The sequence below is a fragment of the Kribbella sp. NPDC050241 genome (genome assembly GCF_044459685.1).
Taxonomy (GTDB): domain Bacteria; phylum Actinomycetota; class Actinomycetes; order Propionibacteriales; family Kribbellaceae; genus Kribbella.
In genome coordinates this window covers 407,774-424,981 of record NZ_JBITJE010000004.1, presented here as the reverse complement: position 1 = coordinate 424,981, position 17,208 = coordinate 407,774, and the positions used below count along the sequence as shown (strand labels likewise).

The following is a 17,208-nucleotide window of genomic DNA, read 5'->3' as shown; positions in this document are numbered from 1 at the left end:
CGACGCTCCGCAAGCCGGCCGGGACCACGCGTCCCGGCCGGCTTCGGCGGTTCAGGCGGTCAGGCGGTTCAGGCGGTGAGGCTGGACAGGTCGGCGAGGGTGGCTCGCATGATCTCGGTGATGTCGGTGTCGTGAGAGTCCGCGACCCAGCGCTCGAACGCCACCCGGAAGACCGCCACTCCGGTCTCCGCCGCGAGGGAGGCGATCTCCGGCGCGACGCCTCGCTTGCGCAGCGCCTCGGTGAAGGCCGCGGCGAGCGACGCCATCTTGATGAACTCGCGCTCGCGCAACTCCGGCGTCGCCGTGATGACGGCCTGACGGCGACGCGAGTGCTCGCGACGATCGACGAAGAACTCGCCCGAGGCGAGCACCCCGGCCGCGACCGCGTCCATCGGGCCGGCCGACTCGGGCGCCGCCAGCACCGCCTCGACCATCCGCCGCTCGAGCTCCTCCGAGCCGGCGAACAGTACCTCGCGCTTGTCGGCGAAGTGCCGGAAGAACGTCCGGGCGGTCACTCCGGCGCGGTCCGCGATCTCGGCGACGGTCGTGCGCTCGTAGCCGCGCTCGGCGTACAGCGCCATCGCCGCTTCTCGCAGCCGTCCCGCCGCATCCGGTTCCCACCGCGCCATGGCTCAGATCCTAGCCGATGTCATCGAGTGACATCACCGGTGTAGGCTGGGTGATGTCACTGACTGACATCACCGAAGGGAACCACCCATGCACGTGTTCATCACCGGAGCCACCGGTCACCTCGGCTCCGCAGTCGTCCCGGAACTCCTCCAGCACGGCCACTCGGTCGCCGGCCTGGCTCGCTCGGACACCTCCGCCGCCCGGCTCACCGAACGGGGTGCCGACGTGGTCCGCGGCGACCTCGACGACCTCGACGGTCTGCGCGCCGCGGCCCAAGCCGCCGACGGCGTCATCCACCTCGCGTTCCCGCACGACGCCATGCAAGCAGGCGACCTGGCCGGCGCGGCCGAGACCGATCTGGCCGCTGTCCGAACGATCGGCGATGCGCTCGCCGGCACGGACAAGCCGTTCGTCGGTACGTCGGGAACCGGCCTGCTGGGTCACGCCGGCCTTGGCCGCACCGGGACCGAGGACGACACCCTGCCGGGCGGCTACCGCGTCGACGCGGAGAACTTCGTCATCGACCTGGCCGGCAAAGGCATCCGGTCCTCGGTCGTCCGGCTGCCGATCGTGCACGGCCCGCTCGACCACACCGGCTTCGTGCCCGGGCTGATCACCTTCGCCCGCCGGAACGGATTCGCGGCGTACGTCGGCGACGGGACGAATCGCTGGCCGTCGGTACACACGCTCGACGCGGCCCGGCTGTACCGGCTCGCGCTCGAGTCGGCGTCCGCGGGCACCCGGCTGCACGCGGTCGCCGATGAGGGCGTCGAGTTGCGCCGGATCGCCGAGGCGATCGGACGCGGTATCGACGTACCGGCCCGCTCGGTCACGCCGGAGCAGGCGGCCGAGTACATCGGCTACCTGGCGGCGTTCGCTGCCCTCGACCACCCGGCGTCGGCGGTCCGGACGAGTGAGCTGCTCGACTGGCAGCCCACTCACCCGGGCCTGCTGGACGACCTGGCCGAGGCCTTTTACTTCAAGGGGGTCTAGACCTTCGGGATCGGAGCGATCGTCTTCGTGCGGGATCCTTCGTAGGCGGCCAGGAGGATTCCGAGGACGGCGATGCCCTCCTCCTCGGTGTGCAGCGGGCGGGTCTTGCCGAGCAACGAGTCGGCGAAGTGCCCGATCTCGGCGACGAACGTGTCGACCGATTCCAGCTCGAACGTCTCGGTCTCGCCGGACCGGAGCCGGTAGGACAACGACGTACCGTCGCTGTGCAGGGAGCCGAGCTCCCCGACGGCGGAGAACCGTTCGGTGGAGGCGGCCGGCTGGTAGGCCCAGCTGGTCACCATCTGACCGACGACCCCGTTGTCGAACCTGATCAGGACCTGCGCGGAGTCCTCGCCCTCCATGAACTTCAGCCGGTGAGTGGACAGCATCGCCGTCGCCTCGACCGGCAGCCCGCCGGCCAGGTGCAGCATCAGATAGGTGGGGTGGTACCCGGTGTCGATGAGCTCGCCACCCCCACTGGTCTTGCTGCTGGCACGCCAGCCCATGCTGCTCGGGTCGAAGTTGTTGTAGAAGCTGTCGGTCGTCCGTACCTCGTAGACGGTGCCGATCGTGCCGGCCTCAAGCAGTTCCTTGGCCTTCGCGACCGTGGGCATGAACAGCTGGTTGTGCGCGCACATCAGCGTCACCCCGCTCTTCGTGACCGCCTTGCGGACGTCCGCGGCCTCGTCCGCCGACAGGCACAGCGGCTTCTCGCAGAGCACGTGCTTGCCCGCCTCGGCCGCCGCGACGATCGCGTCGCGGTGCAGATGGTGCGGCAGGCAGATGTCGACCGCGTCGAGGTCCTCGTTCGCGAGCATCTCGCGGTAGTCCGTGTACGGCGTCGCGCCCAGCTCCTCGCCCCGCGCGGCGGCCGTGGCCTCCACGGCGTCGGCGACAGCGGTGATGCCGATCTTGGCGGAGTGTTCCTGGTAGCCGCGGATGTGTGCCGACGCGATGCCGCCGGCCCCGATGAGCCCAACCTTGATCATCGGCAGTCCCTTCACTTGTAGGCGATCGATCGTCCGGTCTCCGCGGCTTCGTTCGCGGCCACCACCAGCCGGGTCAGCTCGACCGCCCGGCTGATGTTGTCGTCGGCGCGGGTCCCCTCGGTGATGTGGTCGACCCACTGCCCGAACGCGTCCTGGCTGTGCTCGGGCACCGGCAACTGCTCGTCGCCGACCTTCAGCACGTTCCCGTCGTCGGTGTAGGTCAGCGTGCCCTCGGTCCCGAAGAGCTCGATCGTGAACGGGTTCCGGCTGGCGAACCCGGCCTCGATCACGCCGATCGTCTGGTCGGCGTACCCGGCGGTGACGACGGCGTTGTCCTCGAGGCCGCGGCCGGCGACCGACCGGTACGTCGCGCTGATCGTCTCCGGCGTGGAGCCGAGGAACAGCTGGGTCAGGTACACGGGGTGGCAGCCGAGGTCGGTCAGCGCGCCACCGATCGCGGTCTTCGGCTCGAAGAACCGCTGCGGCAACCAGCCCTCCTGCCCGTCCCGCGGCAGGGCGCCGTCGTGGGAGAGGCGGACCCGGCCGTAGTTCAGCTGCCCGAGCCGGCCGCTGTCGATCACCTCGCGGATCGCCTGGGTGTAGCCGTGATACAGCCGCGGCAGCGAGACGATGAGCTTGACGCCGTTCGCGTCGGCGGCGGCGATGATCTCCTCCGCCTCGGCCGCGGTCGGCGCCAGCAGCTTCTCGGTGAAGATGTGCTTGCCGGCGTTGGCCGCCTTCACCATCACGTCGCGATGGACGTTGGTGGGCGTCGTGATCGTGACGCCGTCGATGTCCTCCCGTGCCAGTAGAGCATCCAGGTCGTCGGTGTACGCGACGCCGAAGTCGTCCGCACCCGCCTGTCCGAGTCCTGGGTCGTCGTCCCAGACCGCGACCAGTTCAGTCCCCGGATGCTGCTGGGTCTGCCGGGCGTAGTCCTTCGCGTGAACGTGCCAGAATCCCAGGACCGCGATGTTGAGCGGTTTCGACACCTTGTCCTCCTCGCGCAAGTCATTGACGGTCTCCCGCAGTACTTTGCCAAGACAAACGGGTGCTCGCGCGGGTTGTCGGCGGTTCGTCTCACGGACCGGTCAGTAGTTCACGACCGGAGCCACCGCGATCTTCAGCGCTGTCACATTCCGGGCGGGTGTCCGGTCCTGATGGACAAGGAGCAACACCGAATCAAGGGGAGAACTCACCATGCCCGAGCAGAACCCGGTCGTCGTGCTGGTGCACGGCGCCTTCGCCGAGTCCGCCAGCTGGAACGGCGTCGTCGAGCAGTTGCAGGCCCAGTCCATCGACGCCGTCGCCGTCGCCAACCCGCTGCGCAGTGTCGAGGGTGACGCGGCGTACGTCCGCGACGTGATCGCCGGCCTCGGCCGGCCAGTGGTGCTGGTCGCCCACTCGTACGGCGGCTTCGTGATGACCGAGGCGGCGGCGAACAACGACGCGGTGAAGAGCCTGGTCTACGTCTGCGCGTTCGCTCCGGACACCGGCGAGAACGCCTTCGACCTCTCGCTGAGGTTCCCGGGCAGCACGCTCGGTGACGCGCTGAACGCCTACCCGGTCAGCACCGGCGGCAACGAGCTCGCCATCCGCGCGGATGTCTTCCACCAGCAGTTCTGCGCCGACGTACCGGCCGAGACCGCCGCACTCATGGCCGCGACCCAGCGCCCGGTCACCCAGGCGGCACTCACCACCGGCCTGCCGACCGACTCCCCGGCCTGGAAGACGATCCCGTCCTGGTTCGTCTTCAGCGACCAGGACCGCAACATCCCGGTCGCCCTGCACCGCTTCTTGGCCGACCGCACCGGCGCCAAGAACGTCCGCGAGATCGCCGGGGCCTCCCACGCCCTCAGCGTCTCCGAGCCGGACGCCGTCACGGCCACCATCCTCGAAGCCCTCAACGCTTGAGCACCAGGGTCGCTGGCGGGTTGTTCCACCGATGACGGGGAGTTGTCACGGCAGCGAGCAAACAACCCGCCACCGGGCCTAGTGGACTTCGAGCCGGATGCGTTTGTTGGCTTTGCCTCGGGATTCGGTGCCGGTGACCTTGACGGAGCCGACCTCGGCAGTGGTGAGGACGTGGGTGCCGCCGTCGGCCTGCTTGTCCAGACCGGTGATGTCGATGACGCGGAGCGGGTCGATCTCGCGCGGGATCAGGTGCGCGGCGATCCGGATCAGGGCCGGATCGGCGTCGGCGACCTCACGGCCGACGAAGTCGACGACGATCTCGCGGGCCGCCGCGATCTCCTCGTTGATCCGGGCCTCGATCCGGCGGCCGAACTCGGCCGACATCGAGTCGAAGGCGAAGTCCAGCCGGCCCTTGCCCGGATCCATGTTGCCGCCGGTCACCGCGACGTGGTGGTCCGCCCAGATCACACCGCAGAGAATGTGCAGCGCGGTGTGCGTCCGCATGGTCAGGTGGCGGCGCTCCCAGTCGAGCTCGCCGTGCACCTCGTCGTCGGGACCGGGCAACTGCTCACCGTCAAGCCAGTGCCAGAGCAGTGGTCCCTCGCGCTTGACCCGGGTGACCGGCGCCGAGCCGTCGGCCCAGCGCAGCGTGCCCACGTCGTACGGCTGACCGCCGCCTCCCGGGAAGAACGCCGTACGCCGCAAGGCCACCCGGCGCTGCTCCGCGTCGACCTCGACGATCGGAGAGTCGAACTCGGCCAGGTACGCGTCGACGGCGTACAACTCGGTGTCGGCCAGCGCCGGCGGGGCGTTGTCCGGCACCTTCTGCCCGGGAACTGCCATCGGTCAGCCGCCTACAGGTGGTTGGGGATTCGCGCAGAGGAACGGGGGCCGGTTCGGACCGGAGTGGTAGTGGTACTCCTTGCCGCCAGACTCCAGTACGACGCGGCTGCCGTTCACCAGCGCCTGCGTGTAGTGCATGCCGGGCTCGGGGCAACCGAGACTGCCGTCGCGCCACATCACCTCGGCGGAGCTGACCACAGTGACCTGCGCCGCGTCGACGCCCAGCCGCTTCACCAGATCGGCCTTCGCCTGCTCGGCCGGTCCCGACGGCGGCGGCGAATCGCTCTCGGACACGCCGCTGCTGGACGGTGTCATCGACGGCTCCTCTCCCGCGTCGGATTCGTTGCCGCACGCAACCAGCAGGAAGAGCGCGGCCAGCACAGTGAACACTCGCATCACGATCACCTCCTACCCTAGACGCTCCGCGGGCGGCCGCCGTTGCAGCCTCAGAAGAACTCGTCCAGCAGGATGTAGAAAGCCAGCTTGTCCTGGTCAGGCCCGGTCAGCCCGTAGCCGGCCAGGAACGCGGCGAACGGCTCCGCGGTCAGCTCCCGCTGGAGGATCGCCAGATCGAGCCACCGATCCGCGACGCCCAGCCTGCCGACGTCGATCACCCCGGTCAGCCCGCCGGTCCGCGGATCGACCAGGACGTTGTCCGGGGTCAGATCGCCGTGACACACGACCAGGTCCTCGCTCACCGGCCGGGTCCGCTCCAGCTCCGCGAGCAGTTGCTCACCGGTCCAGCCGGCGTACGAATCCTCGAGGTTGTCCAGATCAACCAGGCCCGCGGCGACTCGCGAGCGAGCCTCCGCCATGGTCGTGTTCAGGTCGCGACGGAACGGGCAGTCCTCGATCGGCAGGCTGTGCAGGGCGCGGGCGAGCTCCACGAACGTCGCCACGACGGCGGGCCACTGCTCGCCAGACCAGTCGAAGGAGGCCGGTACGCCGGGCACCACTGAAGTCGTCAGCACGCCGTCGCGGTGATCGACGATCCGCGGCACCTTGATCCCCTGCCGCGCCAGCCACTCCAGCCGCTCCGCCACCGCGCCGACAGCCGGGTCGCGCTTCACGAAGTGGTTGCCGACGCGCCGGACCTCGGCGCCCGAGAGCCCTGTCATCCACGCAGCCTACCGAGCATCAATCCTCGACGAACTCCAGCAGATCGCCGGGCTGGCACTCCAGCACGCGGCACATGGATTCGAGGGTGCTGAATCGGACCGCCTTGGCGCGGCCGTTCTTCAGTACGGCGATGTTCGCCGGTGTCAGACCGACCTTCTCGGCGAACTCTCCCACGCTCATCTTCCGCTTCGCGAGCTCGACGTCGATGCGCACCACGATGGGCATCAGATGACCGCTTCCATATCGGACCGCAGGGTCGTGGCGCGCCTGAGCAGGGCCCGCATCACCACCATGAGCAGGACCAGGACGGCGCCGCTCAGCACCATGCCGAACAGAAGGATCGGCAACGCTGGGTCGTCGGCCAGGAAGCCGAGGTAGACGAACCCGGCGAACAGCAGAACCCAGGCCGCACTCAGCGCCCACAGGATCGCGTCCACCCAGGCGAACGCCTCCTCGGTGAAGATCCGGTCGGCCTTCACCATCGTCAGCAGGCGCCACGTGCACACGATCACGACCTGCACGCAGAGCAGTCCCAGGATCGCCCAGATCGTCAGCGGCCAGCGCAGGTACGCCAGGTCGGGGTCTTCCTTCGCCATGTACGCGAACTGTCCCGGCATGCTCAGCGCCTGCGCGACCACCAGGCCGGCGAACAGCATGACGAGCAGGATCCGGAGGGGTACGACGACCCGGTCGACCAGATTCATGCATCGACTATCGGTGGCTACCTATCGATTGTCAATAGACCTCACGACATGGGCCGAGGCCGCTCAGCGATTACCACTGAGTTGTTCAGATGGTGTTTGCCGTCTGGCAGCCGACCGACGGCAGGATCATCCACGCTCGGGCGGACACCGTCGCCCTGCGGGAGAGGTCCCGGCCCGCAGTGCCGCCGAGCGAGTCTGTGCGGTTCGAGAACACAGGATCTCCGGCTGTCGCCCGCGTTGGTCCGCCACTAAATGCTTGAGGAGCATTCATGTCAGTCGATCGCCGTTCCGTTCTCCGTGGTGCCGCTGCCGGCGCCGCGGGCGTCGGCTTCGCCACCGTCGGCTCGGTGCCGTCACTCGCCGAGGCCACCCCGGTCTCGCACTCGCAGCACGGTCCCGGCCCGTTCCCGACGCACCGTCCGTTCCCGCCGCTGCTGGACGACCCGAACGGCCTGCTGGCCCTGCCGGCCGGCTTCAGGTACAAGGTCGTCACCCACGCCGGCGAGACCAAGCTGAAGAGCGGCCAGCCGACCCCGTCGCTGCACGACGGCACCGCCGTGGTCGACAACGACCACAACGGCTACACGCTGATCCAGAACCACGAGATCGGTGCCAACGACCCGCTGGGTGTGCCGCAGATCCCGGGCACCGTGTACGACTCGGCTGTCGGCTCGGCCGGCGGCTGCACCGTCATCTCCGTCGACAAGGACGGTCGCAACAAGGGCGAGTGGGTCGGCATCTCCGGCACCCTCACCAACTGCGCCGGCGGGCCGACCCCGTGGGGCACGTGGATGACGTGTGAGGAGACCGAGAGCAAGGCCAACGGCACCAGCCGGCTCAAGGACCACGGGTACGTCTTCGAGGTCTGGGCCGACGGCAAGACCGCGCACCCGGTGCCGCTGAAGGCCCTCGGCCGCTACGCCCACGAAGCGCTGGCGATCGACGAGGAGCTGACCCACATCTACCTGTCCGAGGACGCCAGCGGCCCGAACGGCCTGTTCTACCGCTGGTCCGCGCCGCGTGGCTACAAGCTCAGCTCGCGCAGCTACAACGACCTGGCCGACAAGGACTTCGGCACGCTCGAGGCGATGGCGATCCTCGGTGACGACGGCAAGCCGATCCCGGACGTCGCCTACCTGACCTCGGCGCAGTTGCTCCGGCCGTTCCGGGTCGCGTGGGTGCCGGTGGCCGACCGCGACGGACTGACCGTCTCGGTGCGCAACCAGTTCACCGAGGGCCAGGTCACCCGCGGCAAGAAGTTCGAGGGGGTCTACGGCACCCGTGACGGCGTGTACGTCGTCAACTCGTTCGCCGAGGGCGGCACCGCCGACCTGCCGGCCGACGGCGTCCCGCACGACGGCATGGTCTGGTTCTACAACTACGACGCCAAGACCATCCAGCTGGTCACGTACTTCCCGGAGAGCGCCGCCGCGAACAAGGGCGCCGAGGCGAAGTACGACGACTACAACTTCGACGGTCCGGACAACGTCACCGTCACCCCGTGGGGCTCGCTGATCCTCGCCGAGGACGGCACCGCGAGCAGCCACGTGCTCAGCGCGACCCCGGGCGGGCCGACGTACGCGATCGCCCGGAACATGCTGAACGACTCCGAGTTCACCGGTCCGACGTTCTCCGCCGACGGCAAGGTGCTCTTCGTCAACATCCAGACCCCGGGCATCACGCTGGCCATCACCGGCCCGTGGCGCGACTACCTGGGCTGACACCGGGCGCCGTAGCCGGCCCCCCAGGGGTCGGCTACGGCGTCACCCAGCCGGTGAGGATCGTCGGCCCGGAGGCCGGCGTACAGATCAGGCGGTAGGGCTCGGCCGGGATCGGCCAGAGCACGAAGAACCCGAGGTCGTCGATCTCGGCCGAGGCCACCTCACCGCTGTGGCCGCGGGCACTGACCGTGCCGGACTCGGGCGGGTCCAACTGACCGAGTACGCCGGTCGGCGTCAGCTCGATCTCGATCGTCCAGCCCTCGGAGGCGAACGTCAGCGCGCGCAGGGTGGCGCTCTCCGATCGGACCGGCGCGGCATCCGCGCTCTCCCAGGCCGAGTCGTAGGTCAAGGCGGCGAGCTCTGCGTCGATGGTCCGCCAGACGAACGCCGCCTTCCCCGCGTCGACGAACGTCCGTGGCATCTCCCGCTCGGTCTGCAGCGCGTCGCGCAGCGCGTCGAGGAGCTCGTCGTCGTTCCAGCCGGTCTCCGTCATGCTTCCCACCTCCTCACTGATCCCTCAGTGTTCGTCCTCAGTGCTCGTTTCAGTGCTCGTCCACCAGTGTCGCCAGTGCCGGCGCTCGCCGCAGCCGGTCCAGGCAGCGGGCCCGGTTCGGCCCGATGCTGCCCATCGGCATGTGCAGCTTGCGGCTGATCTCGTCGTACGGCGCCGGCGGGTCCTGCGTGATCATTGCCAACAGCAACTGACAGCGCTGGGACAGCTGGCCGAAGGCGGTCCGGACGATCCGCCGTCGTTCGTGCCGCAGCACCTCCTCCTCCGCCACCGCGTGATCCACGGCGTGCTCTCCCCCATCCCGCGAGTCCACCGGGTCGACAGGGTCGACCCGGCTCGACACCCGCAGCAGGCGCAGGCACTCGCGTTGCGCGGTCGTCGCGATCCAGCCCGGCAGTGCGGCCGGTTCGCGAAGCCGGGGCAGATGCTCGATCAGCCGCAGCCACACGCCCTGACCCACGTCGTCGGTGTCTCCCGGCTGAAGCCGGTACCGGCGGCAGATGGACCAGATCAGTGGGGCGTACCGCTCCACCAGCTCGTCCCAGGCCCCCTCGTCCCCGTCCCCGGCTCGCATGACCAGGCTGACGACGGTCGGATCATCCCGCATTCCCCCGCTCCTTCCGCCCGCCGTCATTGATACGGAGTCCGCGGGCCGCGCGTTGATACATGGTGTGAGTCACGCTCCCAGTGCGACGAACGACCGGCCCGCCGCACGGGCGACCGGGTCGTCGCCGACCTTGGCACGGGCGAGCGCGAACGCGGCCGCCAGCGGCTGACCGGCTTGCAGGTGGTCGTGGAGCGCTGTCATCAGTGGCACGGTGGCCGGGTCGTTCACCGGTACGACGCTGGCCAGGATGCCGGCCGCGCCGAGCGGCACGAGGCTGCTGCTGAGTCCGAGCAACTCGTCGGCGCCGACCGGTTTCGCGAGGCCCGACTCACAACTCGACAACACCAATCGGTACGGCGCCCGCCGCAGCCGCTCGAAGTCGTAGACGGTCAGCGGACCGTCGTCCACTCGCAGCGAAGAGAACAAGGGACTGTCGGACCTGAACGTGCCATGCGCTGCGATGTGGCCGATCCACGCACCATCGAGTTCCTTCAGCACTCTGTCGGCAGTGGCGTCGCCGTCCGCGAGGACAGTCGCACCCGGGTACCGCTCGGCGAGGCGCGCGACCTCAGCACGACCGGCCGGCAGTCCCGGGCCGAGCACCAGGACGACTCGTCGATCGGACGGCGGCTGCAACCGCCGCGCCCGCAACCAGGTCGCCGCCGACGGTACGACGTTCACCGCGCGACGATCCAGCGACGGCACCAACCCCCAGGGCAACGCCTGCAAACGCGCGGGCGGCACGATCACGACAGGCCGATCCCCGAGAACGTTCTGCACCGGGCCGAGGATCGCGCTGCCGAGCCGGGCACCCAGCACGTCCAGCGAAGGGCCTGACTTCGATCGTCCATGGGCCAGCCAGCGCAGCCGGAACCGAGACCGCTCCACCTCGATCTCGGCCGCCGCCATCGGCCCGACCGTGAGCCGGCTGATCCGGCCGTCGCGAACCACCACGGCATGCAGGACTCCGTCGATCTCGATCAACTCGACCAGCACCGTGTCACCGAGTTCGTCGAGCAACTCGTCGATCTGAACCCCCGAGGTCTCTGGGTGCGAGCGATGCCCGTGCGCTCGGAGCGTGTGCTCTCGCACCGCCTTCTCGAGCCGGCGCCGTTCACGATCGAGGGCCGGGTCGGTCCCGTCCCCCTCGCGCTTCGCGTCCAGCCGTCGTACGACGTCGCGCAGGGCGGCGAGATCGTGGACGAGTTGCTGGTCGTCCGGTGGACGCACGGGAGGGATCGTGAGTGCGGTGGCACGCCAGCGTTCGCCCCACTTCAGCAGGCTCCGGGCATTGTCGCGTCGCAACGCATCACGGAGCGCCAGTCCGGCCAGCTCCGCGCCATGACCGGTCGCGCGTGCTCGCAGTTCGGTCGCACCCATCATCAGGCGATGCTCGTCCAGCGCGTCGAGGCCACGGGCGCAAGCGGTCAGCATTCCGCGGACGTCTCCCCTGGCCTCGGACCTCAACGCCTTGCCGAGCCAGGCAGCGCCGCGGGCGAGTGGTGGAGTGTCTCGGGTCCGCCGCCCAGCCAGCTCCAACTGGCGCTCGGCTGTCCGCGTTCGTCCGTCGGTCAAGGCAAGCCGGCCGGCGAGCAGGTGCGCGGCCGATGCCTCTGTCGCGCCGAGGGTGTCGAGGCGCCTGGCAGTCTCTGTCACCTGCCGCAGCAGCCGTGGACCACTCTCGCCGGATTGGTAGCGGGCGTCGAGCTGCACCATCGACGCGCGGACCGACCACCACGGACGACGTTGTGCCGAGAACAGCCGGCGCGCGCTCTCTGCGCGAGAACGAGCCGTCTCGAGCTCACCGGCCGCCAGCGCTGCGGTCGCCGCCGCGAACAGTACCTCGGCTCGCTTCGTGGCCTGCCCGCCGACGGTCTCCATCCGGACGATCGCTTGGTCCGCCTCGGCGAGCGCCTCCGTCGGCAGACCCGCCGCCAGCAAGACAGCACACCGGTCGATCGCGAGCTCGGGCCAGACCACACCGACCTCCGCGAACCCGCGCCCGGCCTCGTCGAGGTACTGCAGCGCCGCCGGCAGATCGCCGCGCGAGAACGCGACCAGGCCACGGTTCTGGCGGGTCTCGGCGTACTCGAACTCCTGGCCGCTCGCGGCGTACAGCCGGCCGGCCTGTTCGAAATCGGTGTCGGCCTGACGGGTGACGCCCATCTCGAGCTGGATGAATCCGCGGTAGTTGCGACAGCGCGCCTCCCAGACCCGGTCGCCGGACCGCCGCAGCCGGCTGATCGCGATCCGCAGATCGTCCAGCGCCTCGCGATGTCTGCCCAGGATCAGCAGTACGTCGGCACGCCGCAGGAGAACGCGGCCCGAGAGCGCTCCACGGCTGAGGCTCACCGCGCGGTCCAGGTGGGTGAGTCCCTCGCGGCTGCGGCCGGCGCGACCGAGGGTCGCGCCGAGGGTGGCGAGGACGTCGGCTTCGCGCTCGGGCCGGCCCGCGGTCTCGGTGAGTCGCAGCGCGGTCCGGAGCTCGCGGATCGCTGTCTCCACATCGCCGAGCTGGCGCAGGCCGATCCCGATCGCCTGGTGCGCGCAGGATGCGGCGTCCGGATCCAGGTCGCCGGCGAGCAACGATCGAGCCGCCGCGATGGCGTCGTGCGGGCGCGAGAGAGCCAGCGGCAGCAGATCATTCGGTGCAACCGCCGTTCCGACACTCCCCCCGGCCGTCTGCACGGTGAAATGATATCGGTCCGTTCGACGATTTCGTCGAATCCCGGGTTAACGATTCAAGGGGGATCGCCCACCGAATGGCGCAAAAAGCAGGAAATCAAACGACCGACCAACAGGACCCGAAGTACATCGCCCAGATCAAACTCATCCTGGAGGCATTCGGACGGGACGTCGGTGTCCATCCGCCGGAGTGGGAAAAGGAAGGCGTCGACTATCTGTACCGCATCGGCACGGTGCTGGTCCGCGACAAGGATCTGCCCCGCGTGGTCGAACTCTTCCAGGGCGGCACGACAGGAGAGGGCGGCATCGGCGGGGTCACCCGGCTGCTGCTGCCGGACAAGGTTCCGCCGAACGCACCGGAGGGACCGAACGCCACGCAACGCTTCCTGGCTCTTGCCGACCAACGGCTCGGCCGCGGGGTCGTCACGCCGGAGCACTTGTTCTACGTGACTCCCAGCGTCAGCCCGTGTCCGGCCACCGAACCCGAGGAGGTCGCGCAGGGCATTCCGCCGGACCCGGTCCTGCCGACTCCGTTCCTGCCCGCCGGCGCCGCCGACGGACGCGGAGTGAAGGTGGTCGTGCTCGATGTCGGTTGGTCCGACGCACCCGCGGCGTACTGGCTGAACGGCGTGACCGGCGATCCGGAGGACGCCTTCTTTCCCTCCGGCCGGATCCGGCCGTACGCGGGTCACGGCACCTTCATCGCCGGTGTACTGCGGGCGGTGGCGCGAAATGTCGAGGTGGTGGTCAAGAGCTATTTCACCAGTGCCGGCGCGATGTGGGAGTTCGATCTCGCCCAGGCGCTTGACGAAGTACTCGATCTGGCCCCGGACATCATCAGTCTGTCGGCCGGAACCAGGACGCGTTTCGACCTTCCGGCGCTCGGACTCGACGTGTTCGTCCAGACCCGGCTGAATCGGGTGAACGGTCTGGTCCTGGTGGCCGCGGCCGGGAACGAGAACAGCCGGGACTATTTCTGGCCGGCCGCGTTCCCGGAGACCGTGTCGGTCGGAGCGCTCGCCGACAACGGGCGCGACCGCGCGTCGTTCAGCAACTTCGGTGGCTGGGTGGATGTCTACGCGCCGGGCGAGAACCTGGTGAACGCGTTCCTGACCGGGAGTTACGAGTGCACCGAACCACCCAACACCGGCCAGATCCGGGACTTCACCGGCATGGCGCGCTGGAGTGGTACGTCGTTCTCGACACCGCTGGTCGCCGCGCTCATCGCCGGTCGCATGTCGCTGACCGGGGAGAGTGCTCGCCAGTCCGCGGATGCGCTGCTCGCCTTCGCACTGACCCAGCCGTCACCGGGGGTCGGGCCTGTTCTCACCACCGGCGACGCGTTGGCGTCACTGGGTCAGTGAGCGTGTGAGTGTGTCGACGCGGCGCGGCCCCCATCCGGTCTGATCACCGGATTCCTCCCGCACCGCGTCGACGCTCCCCCCTCTATGCCCCCCGCTTGCTCTCCCCCCAGAGCATCTCGAAGGGCGCCCCACTACGCGGAGTCGCCGTCGGCGCGGGTTGATACACCGATTTCGGGAGAGATCTCAGCCAGCGCTCTCCAACGCGTCGAGCAGTGTCTGCGGCCGCGGGTCGGGCACCGTGCGGACCTGGTTCATCAGGTAGGAGAACGTGATGCGCCGAGACGGCCAGGCGCCGTGGGTGGAGCCGCCGGCACCGACGTGGCCGAAGGCATCGATCGGCCGGCCGAGGCGACTGCCCGGGACGTGGAGTTCGACGCCGGCGCCGTACACCATCTCGCTCCCCCAGGTCGGCTCGGTGCCGCGGCGGATCTCCCGGCGCGCAAGCTCGACGGTGGCCGGGGTCAGAATGCGCTGACCGTCGACCTCACCGACGAGGGATGCGTAGAAACGAGCCATGCCGCGAGCAGTGGCGAAGCCTCCTACAGCGGCAAGCCCGGCGCCGCGGTACTCCGTGCTGTTCCACATCTTCTCGGCGCCGGGCACCCAGAGCGGATTGCGGTTCAACTGCAGAAGCCGGTCGGTGTGTGGCTCGTCGGTGAGTACGCCGTCGGGCGCGACCATCGTGGTCGCGCGCCAGTGCAGGTCCTCGGGCAGACCGATCCACACCTCCAGCCCCAGCGGTACGGCGTACTCCTCGGCGAAGAACTGCCGAACGGTCCGGCCGTCGACTCGTCGTACCAACTCGTCGACGAGCCAGCCCCAGGTGATCGCGTGGTACATGAACGCGGCCCGTGAATCCGTCGACGGAGCCTGCGCCGCGAGGTGCCCGGCCATCACGTCGTGGTCCAGGAGGTCGGCGTACCCGGCCTCGACCCAGGGCAGCCGGGCCTGGTGGGAGAGTACGTCGGAGAGCGTCGTCTCGGTCTTCTCGGCGGCACCGAACTCGGGCCAGTAGCGGCTGAGCCGATCGTCCAGCGACACCTGTCCCCGCTGCACCATCAGCAGGACACACGCCGACGCGAGCCCCTTGGTGCCGGAGAACATCAGCTGGATCGTGTCCCGATCCCAGCCACGCCCGGTGTCCGGGTCCGCCGTACCGCCCCACAGGTCGACCACCGGTCGACCGTCCTGGTACGCCGCGAAGGCCGCGCCCAGCTCGCCTCGCGCGACGAAGTTCCGCGCGAACGCATCCGCCACCTTGTCGAATCCTGTTGCCGTCCAGCCATCAATCATGGACAGATGGTACCGATCGGTCTTATCTCTCGCCACTCCGACATGACACCGATCGGTATCCTGTTCTCCGGAGGTGGTGCTCGATGCCGGTGAAGGCCGGAGAGCGGCTGGACCCCGAGGCGACCAGGGCGCGGATCCTGAAGGCTGCCTCGGAGGTGTTCATGCAGCGCGGCATCCACGCGGCGGGGATCAACGAGGTCGCCGAGGCGGCCGGCGCGTCCAAACTGACCATCTACAAGAACTTCGGCTCCAAGGACGGTCTCGTCGAGGCAGTTCTGACCGACCGCACTCAGCGGGTCCGCGCATGGCACGAGCAGGCGGTCGAACAGGCCGCCACCGGCCGGGAGCGGATCCTCGCCGTCTTCGATCTGGTCGCGAGCTGGTACGCCGAGGCCGGCTTCCGCGGCTGCGCGATGATGAACGCAGCCACCGAGGACCGCGGCCATGACGGCGCACCCCGGCGACTCGCGCAGGACCACCTCGCCTTCTACCGCGGCCTGTTCCAGCGGCTGCTCACCGAGGCCGACGTGCGCGACCCGGAAACCACAGCTCGCCAATTGGTCATCGTCCTGGAGGGCGCGACGATCATCAGTGCGGTCGATCGCGATCCGGGCCTGGGCGCCGAGGCGCGCGTCATCGTGGAGACACTGCTCGACGCTGCCTGAGGAACACCAGGCAGACGGCGACGCAGGCCACGGCGGACACCGCGGCCAGGTAGAACGCGACCGGGAATCCCAGTCGTTCCGCAACGAGTCCACCTAGCGGTCCGGCCACCATCACGCCGAGATCCCAGAACGACGTCATCACGCCCATCGACACACCCGGCCGCAACCCGCGCACCCGGTCCAGCGTCATCGACACGCACGCCGGATAGATCAGCGCCATCCCACATCCGGCCAACGCGGTGAACACGAGCGCACCAATCGCTTCGCCGACCAGCGCGAGCCCCACCAACGCCACGACCTCGATCGTCACGGTGACGGCCGCCACCGCGCGCCCGCCGTACCGATCGACCGCGGGGCTGCCAGCGAACCGGACCACCAGGAACGCCGCCGCGAACACCGCGAGCGCGACGCCGTCACCACCGATCCCGTCCGCACGCAGGCGCAGGACCAGCAACGCCGCGACTGTGCCATAGCAGTACGCCGCCAGTCCGACAGTTGCTCCGGGCAACGGGACACCGATCGGGACCAGGTCACGGAACCGCTGGATGTGGACCAGCGGCTCGATCCGGCCGGGATCCGAGCGCGTAGTCAGCACCAGGAGAGCCGACGCGGCCGCGAGACCGACGACGAGCCACCACACGCGATCCCCGACCAGCGACGCGATCACGGGTCCGGCGGCCAACCCGCCCCACATCGACAGGCCGAACCACCCGGCCGCGCGCCCGCGTTGCGCCATCCGCATCCCCGACAGGACCCACGGCAATGCAGCGGAGAACAGAGCCGCCTCCCCGGCGCCCATCACCAGTCGCGCGATCATCAGGACCACGAGACTCGGCGCCAGCAGTTGCCCAAGTCCGCCGAGCGCCGTCAGCACTCCCCCGGCCACAACGACCGGGCGCGACCACCCGGCATCGGCCAGCCACCCCGCGACCGGGCGGCCGCACGCCGTGGCCAGGAACGCGATCCCGACCGCGGTCCCACTCGCCAGCACACCGCCGCCGAACTTCTCCGGCACGTACGCCGGCAAGGCCTGCAACGTGGCGCCGAACGCGAGATACCCGCTCAACACCGCCACCCACAACCGCCGCACCGGAACACCCATGCGCCAGATGATACCGCTCGTTCTTATCTCGGCTGACGTGGTGCACCGGATCCGTACGCCGGGCGCCG

The 17,208-nt window shown here is 69.4% G+C and carries 18 protein-coding genes; 5 read left to right on the top strand and 13 right to left on the bottom strand.

What is annotated here, in order from left to right; genetic code table 11:
* Positions 1 to 68 precede the first annotated feature (68 nt).
* A complete protein-coding gene (locus ACIBG5_RS22240) occupies positions 69 to 629 on the bottom strand; it encodes a TetR/AcrR family transcriptional regulator (RefSeq protein WP_396393380.1) in 561 nt (186 codons plus the stop codon).
* A gap of 88 nt (positions 630 to 717) precedes the next feature.
* On the opposite strand from ACIBG5_RS22240, the gene ACIBG5_RS22235 reads away from it, so the two are divergent.
* Positions 718 to 1,623, top strand: coding sequence for an SDR family oxidoreductase (locus ACIBG5_RS22235; protein WP_396393379.1), 906 nt, complete (start codon positions 718 to 720; stop codon positions 1,621 to 1,623).
* On the opposite strand, the gene ACIBG5_RS22230 is transcribed toward ACIBG5_RS22235, so the two are convergent.
* Positions 1,620 to 2,612, bottom strand: a complete 993-nt coding sequence (locus ACIBG5_RS22230) for a Gfo/Idh/MocA family protein (protein ID WP_396393378.1) — start codon at positions 2,610 to 2,612, stop codon at positions 1,620 to 1,622. The genes ACIBG5_RS22235 and ACIBG5_RS22230 overlap by 4 nt on opposite strands.
* A gap of 11 nt (positions 2,613 to 2,623) precedes the next feature.
* A complete protein-coding gene (locus tag ACIBG5_RS22225) occupies positions 2,624 to 3,604 on the bottom strand; it encodes a Gfo/Idh/MocA family protein (RefSeq protein WP_396393377.1) in 981 nt (326 codons plus the stop codon).
* A gap of 208 nt (positions 3,605 to 3,812) precedes the next feature.
* On the opposite strand from ACIBG5_RS22225, the gene ACIBG5_RS22220 reads away from it, so the two are divergent.
* Positions 3,813 to 4,526: an alpha/beta fold hydrolase gene (locus tag ACIBG5_RS22220; RefSeq protein WP_396393376.1), complete on the top strand. Its 714-nt coding sequence runs from the start codon at positions 3,813 to 3,815 to the stop codon at positions 4,524 to 4,526.
* 78 nt (positions 4,527 to 4,604) lie between these two features.
* On the opposite strand, the gene ACIBG5_RS22215 is transcribed toward ACIBG5_RS22220, so the two are convergent.
* The 5 genes from ACIBG5_RS22215 to ACIBG5_RS22195 are packed head-to-tail and all read right to left on the bottom strand — an operon-like array spanning position 4,605 to position 7,192.
* Positions 4,605 to 5,369, bottom strand: a complete 765-nt coding sequence (locus ACIBG5_RS22215; protein ID WP_360449131.1) for an alanyl-tRNA editing protein — start codon at positions 5,367 to 5,369, stop codon at positions 4,605 to 4,607.
* A gap of 3 nt (positions 5,370 to 5,372) precedes the next feature.
* Positions 5,373 to 5,765, bottom strand: coding sequence for a hypothetical protein (locus ACIBG5_RS22210; RefSeq protein ID WP_396393375.1), 393 nt, complete (start codon positions 5,763 to 5,765; stop codon positions 5,373 to 5,375).
* Positions 5,766 to 5,815: 50 nt separating this feature from the next.
* Entirely contained in the window at positions 5,816 to 6,487 is a 672-nt protein-coding gene (locus ACIBG5_RS22205; protein WP_396393374.1) for an APH(3') family aminoglycoside O-phosphotransferase, read from the bottom strand.
* Positions 6,488 to 6,506: 19 nt separating this feature from the next.
* Complete coding sequence (locus ACIBG5_RS22200; RefSeq protein ID WP_393382429.1) at positions 6,507 to 6,713, bottom strand: helix-turn-helix domain-containing protein; 207 nt, start codon at positions 6,711 to 6,713, stop codon at positions 6,507 to 6,509.
* Positions 6,713 to 7,192 carry a DUF2975 domain-containing protein gene (locus ACIBG5_RS22195; protein WP_393382427.1) on the bottom strand — a complete coding sequence of 160 codons (480 nt, stop codon included), beginning with the start codon at positions 7,190 to 7,192 and terminating at the stop codon, positions 6,713 to 6,715. Before ACIBG5_RS22195 ends, ACIBG5_RS22200 begins: the two co-directional genes overlap by 1 nt.
* Positions 7,193 to 7,461: 269 nt before the next feature.
* Between ACIBG5_RS22195 and ACIBG5_RS22190 the strand changes: the two genes are divergently transcribed.
* Positions 7,462 to 8,913, top strand: coding sequence for an alkaline phosphatase PhoX (locus tag ACIBG5_RS22190; protein WP_396393373.1), 1,452 nt, complete (start codon positions 7,462 to 7,464; stop codon positions 8,911 to 8,913).
* 34 nt (positions 8,914 to 8,947) lie between these two features.
* Here the strand turns inward: ACIBG5_RS22190 and ACIBG5_RS22185 are convergent, their stop codons facing one another.
* From ACIBG5_RS22185 to ACIBG5_RS22175, 3 genes are all read right to left on the bottom strand, one after another.
* A complete protein-coding gene (locus ACIBG5_RS22185) occupies positions 8,948 to 9,406 on the bottom strand; it encodes a hypothetical protein (protein ID WP_360449151.1) in 459 nt (152 codons plus the stop codon).
* A gap of 49 nt (positions 9,407 to 9,455) precedes the next feature.
* Entirely contained in the window at positions 9,456 to 10,031 is a 576-nt protein-coding gene (locus ACIBG5_RS22180) for an RNA polymerase sigma factor (RefSeq protein ID WP_396393372.1), read from the bottom strand.
* Positions 10,032 to 10,100: 69 nt separating this feature from the next.
* Positions 10,101 to 12,719: a CHAT domain-containing protein gene (locus ACIBG5_RS22175; RefSeq protein WP_396393371.1), complete on the bottom strand. Its 2,619-nt coding sequence runs from the start codon at positions 12,717 to 12,719 to the stop codon at positions 10,101 to 10,103.
* Between the two features lie 74 nt (positions 12,720 to 12,793).
* Here ACIBG5_RS22175 and ACIBG5_RS22170 point away from each other — a divergent pair, with 74 nt between their 5' ends.
* Positions 12,794 to 14,080 carry a S8 family peptidase gene (locus tag ACIBG5_RS22170; RefSeq protein WP_396393370.1) on the top strand — a complete coding sequence of 429 codons (1,287 nt, stop codon included), beginning with the start codon at positions 12,794 to 12,796 and terminating at the stop codon, positions 14,078 to 14,080.
* 183 nt (positions 14,081 to 14,263) lie between these two features.
* Here ACIBG5_RS22170 and ACIBG5_RS22165 read toward each other — a convergent pair whose 3' ends face one another.
* Positions 14,264 to 15,373: a serine hydrolase domain-containing protein gene (locus ACIBG5_RS22165; RefSeq protein WP_396393369.1), complete on the bottom strand. Its 1,110-nt coding sequence runs from the start codon at positions 15,371 to 15,373 to the stop codon at positions 14,264 to 14,266.
* Positions 15,374 to 15,456: 83 nt separating this feature from the next.
* Here ACIBG5_RS22165 and ACIBG5_RS22160 point away from each other — a divergent pair, with 83 nt between their 5' ends.
* A complete protein-coding gene (locus ACIBG5_RS22160; protein ID WP_396393368.1) occupies positions 15,457 to 16,038 on the top strand; it encodes a TetR/AcrR family transcriptional regulator in 582 nt (193 codons plus the stop codon).
* Here the strand turns inward: ACIBG5_RS22160 and ACIBG5_RS22155 are convergent.
* Complete coding sequence (locus tag ACIBG5_RS22155; protein ID WP_396393367.1) at positions 16,007 to 17,140, bottom strand: MFS transporter; 1,134 nt, start codon at positions 17,138 to 17,140, stop codon at positions 16,007 to 16,009. The genes ACIBG5_RS22160 and ACIBG5_RS22155 overlap by 32 nt on opposite strands.
* Positions 17,141 to 17,208: the final 68 nt, after the last annotated feature.

What these genes read in the sequence shown, in the direction of transcription:
- ACIBG5_RS22180 (WP_396393372.1), bottom strand. Translation starts at nt 10,031, where the DNA reads ATGCGGGATGATCCGACCGTCGTCAGCCTGGTCATGCGAGCCGGGGAC.
- ACIBG5_RS22200 (WP_393382429.1), bottom strand. Translation starts at nt 6,713, where the DNA reads ATGCCCATCGTGGTGCGCATCGACGTCGAGCTCGCGAAGCGGAAGATG.
- ACIBG5_RS22170 (WP_396393370.1), top strand. Translation starts at nt 12,794, where the DNA reads ATGGCGCAAAAAGCAGGAAATCAAACGACCGACCAACAGGACCCGAAG.
- ACIBG5_RS22240 (WP_396393380.1), bottom strand. Translation starts at nt 629, where the DNA reads ATGGCGCGGTGGGAACCGGATGCGGCGGGACGGCTGCGAGAAGCGGCG.
- ACIBG5_RS22235 (WP_396393379.1), top strand. Translation starts at nt 718, where the DNA reads ATGCACGTGTTCATCACCGGAGCCACCGGTCACCTCGGCTCCGCAGTC.
- ACIBG5_RS22205 (WP_396393374.1), bottom strand. Translation starts at nt 6,487, where the DNA reads ATGACAGGGCTCTCGGGCGCCGAGGTCCGGCGCGTCGGCAACCACTTC.
- ACIBG5_RS22195 (WP_393382427.1), bottom strand. Translation starts at nt 7,192, where the DNA reads ATGAATCTGGTCGACCGGGTCGTCGTACCCCTCCGGATCCTGCTCGTC.
- ACIBG5_RS22210 (WP_396393375.1), bottom strand. Translation starts at nt 5,765, where the DNA reads ATGCGAGTGTTCACTGTGCTGGCCGCGCTCTTCCTGCTGGTTGCGTGC.
- ACIBG5_RS22190 (WP_396393373.1), top strand. Translation starts at nt 7,462, where the DNA reads ATGTCAGTCGATCGCCGTTCCGTTCTCCGTGGTGCCGCTGCCGGCGCC.
- ACIBG5_RS22185 (WP_360449151.1), bottom strand. Translation starts at nt 9,406, where the DNA reads ATGACGGAGACCGGCTGGAACGACGACGAGCTCCTCGACGCGCTGCGC.
- ACIBG5_RS22230 (WP_396393378.1), bottom strand. Translation starts at nt 2,612, where the DNA reads ATGATCAAGGTTGGGCTCATCGGGGCCGGCGGCATCGCGTCGGCACAC.
- ACIBG5_RS22165 (WP_396393369.1), bottom strand. Translation starts at nt 15,373, where the DNA reads ATGATTGATGGCTGGACGGCAACAGGATTCGACAAGGTGGCGGATGCG.
- ACIBG5_RS22220 (WP_396393376.1), top strand. Translation starts at nt 3,813, where the DNA reads ATGCCCGAGCAGAACCCGGTCGTCGTGCTGGTGCACGGCGCCTTCGCC.
- ACIBG5_RS22160 (WP_396393368.1), top strand. Translation starts at nt 15,457, where the DNA reads ATGCCGGTGAAGGCCGGAGAGCGGCTGGACCCCGAGGCGACCAGGGCG.
- ACIBG5_RS22215 (WP_360449131.1), bottom strand. Translation starts at nt 5,369, where the DNA reads ATGGCAGTTCCCGGGCAGAAGGTGCCGGACAACGCCCCGCCGGCGCTG.
- ACIBG5_RS22155 (WP_396393367.1), bottom strand. Translation starts at nt 17,140, where the DNA reads ATGGGTGTTCCGGTGCGGCGGTTGTGGGTGGCGGTGTTGAGCGGGTAT.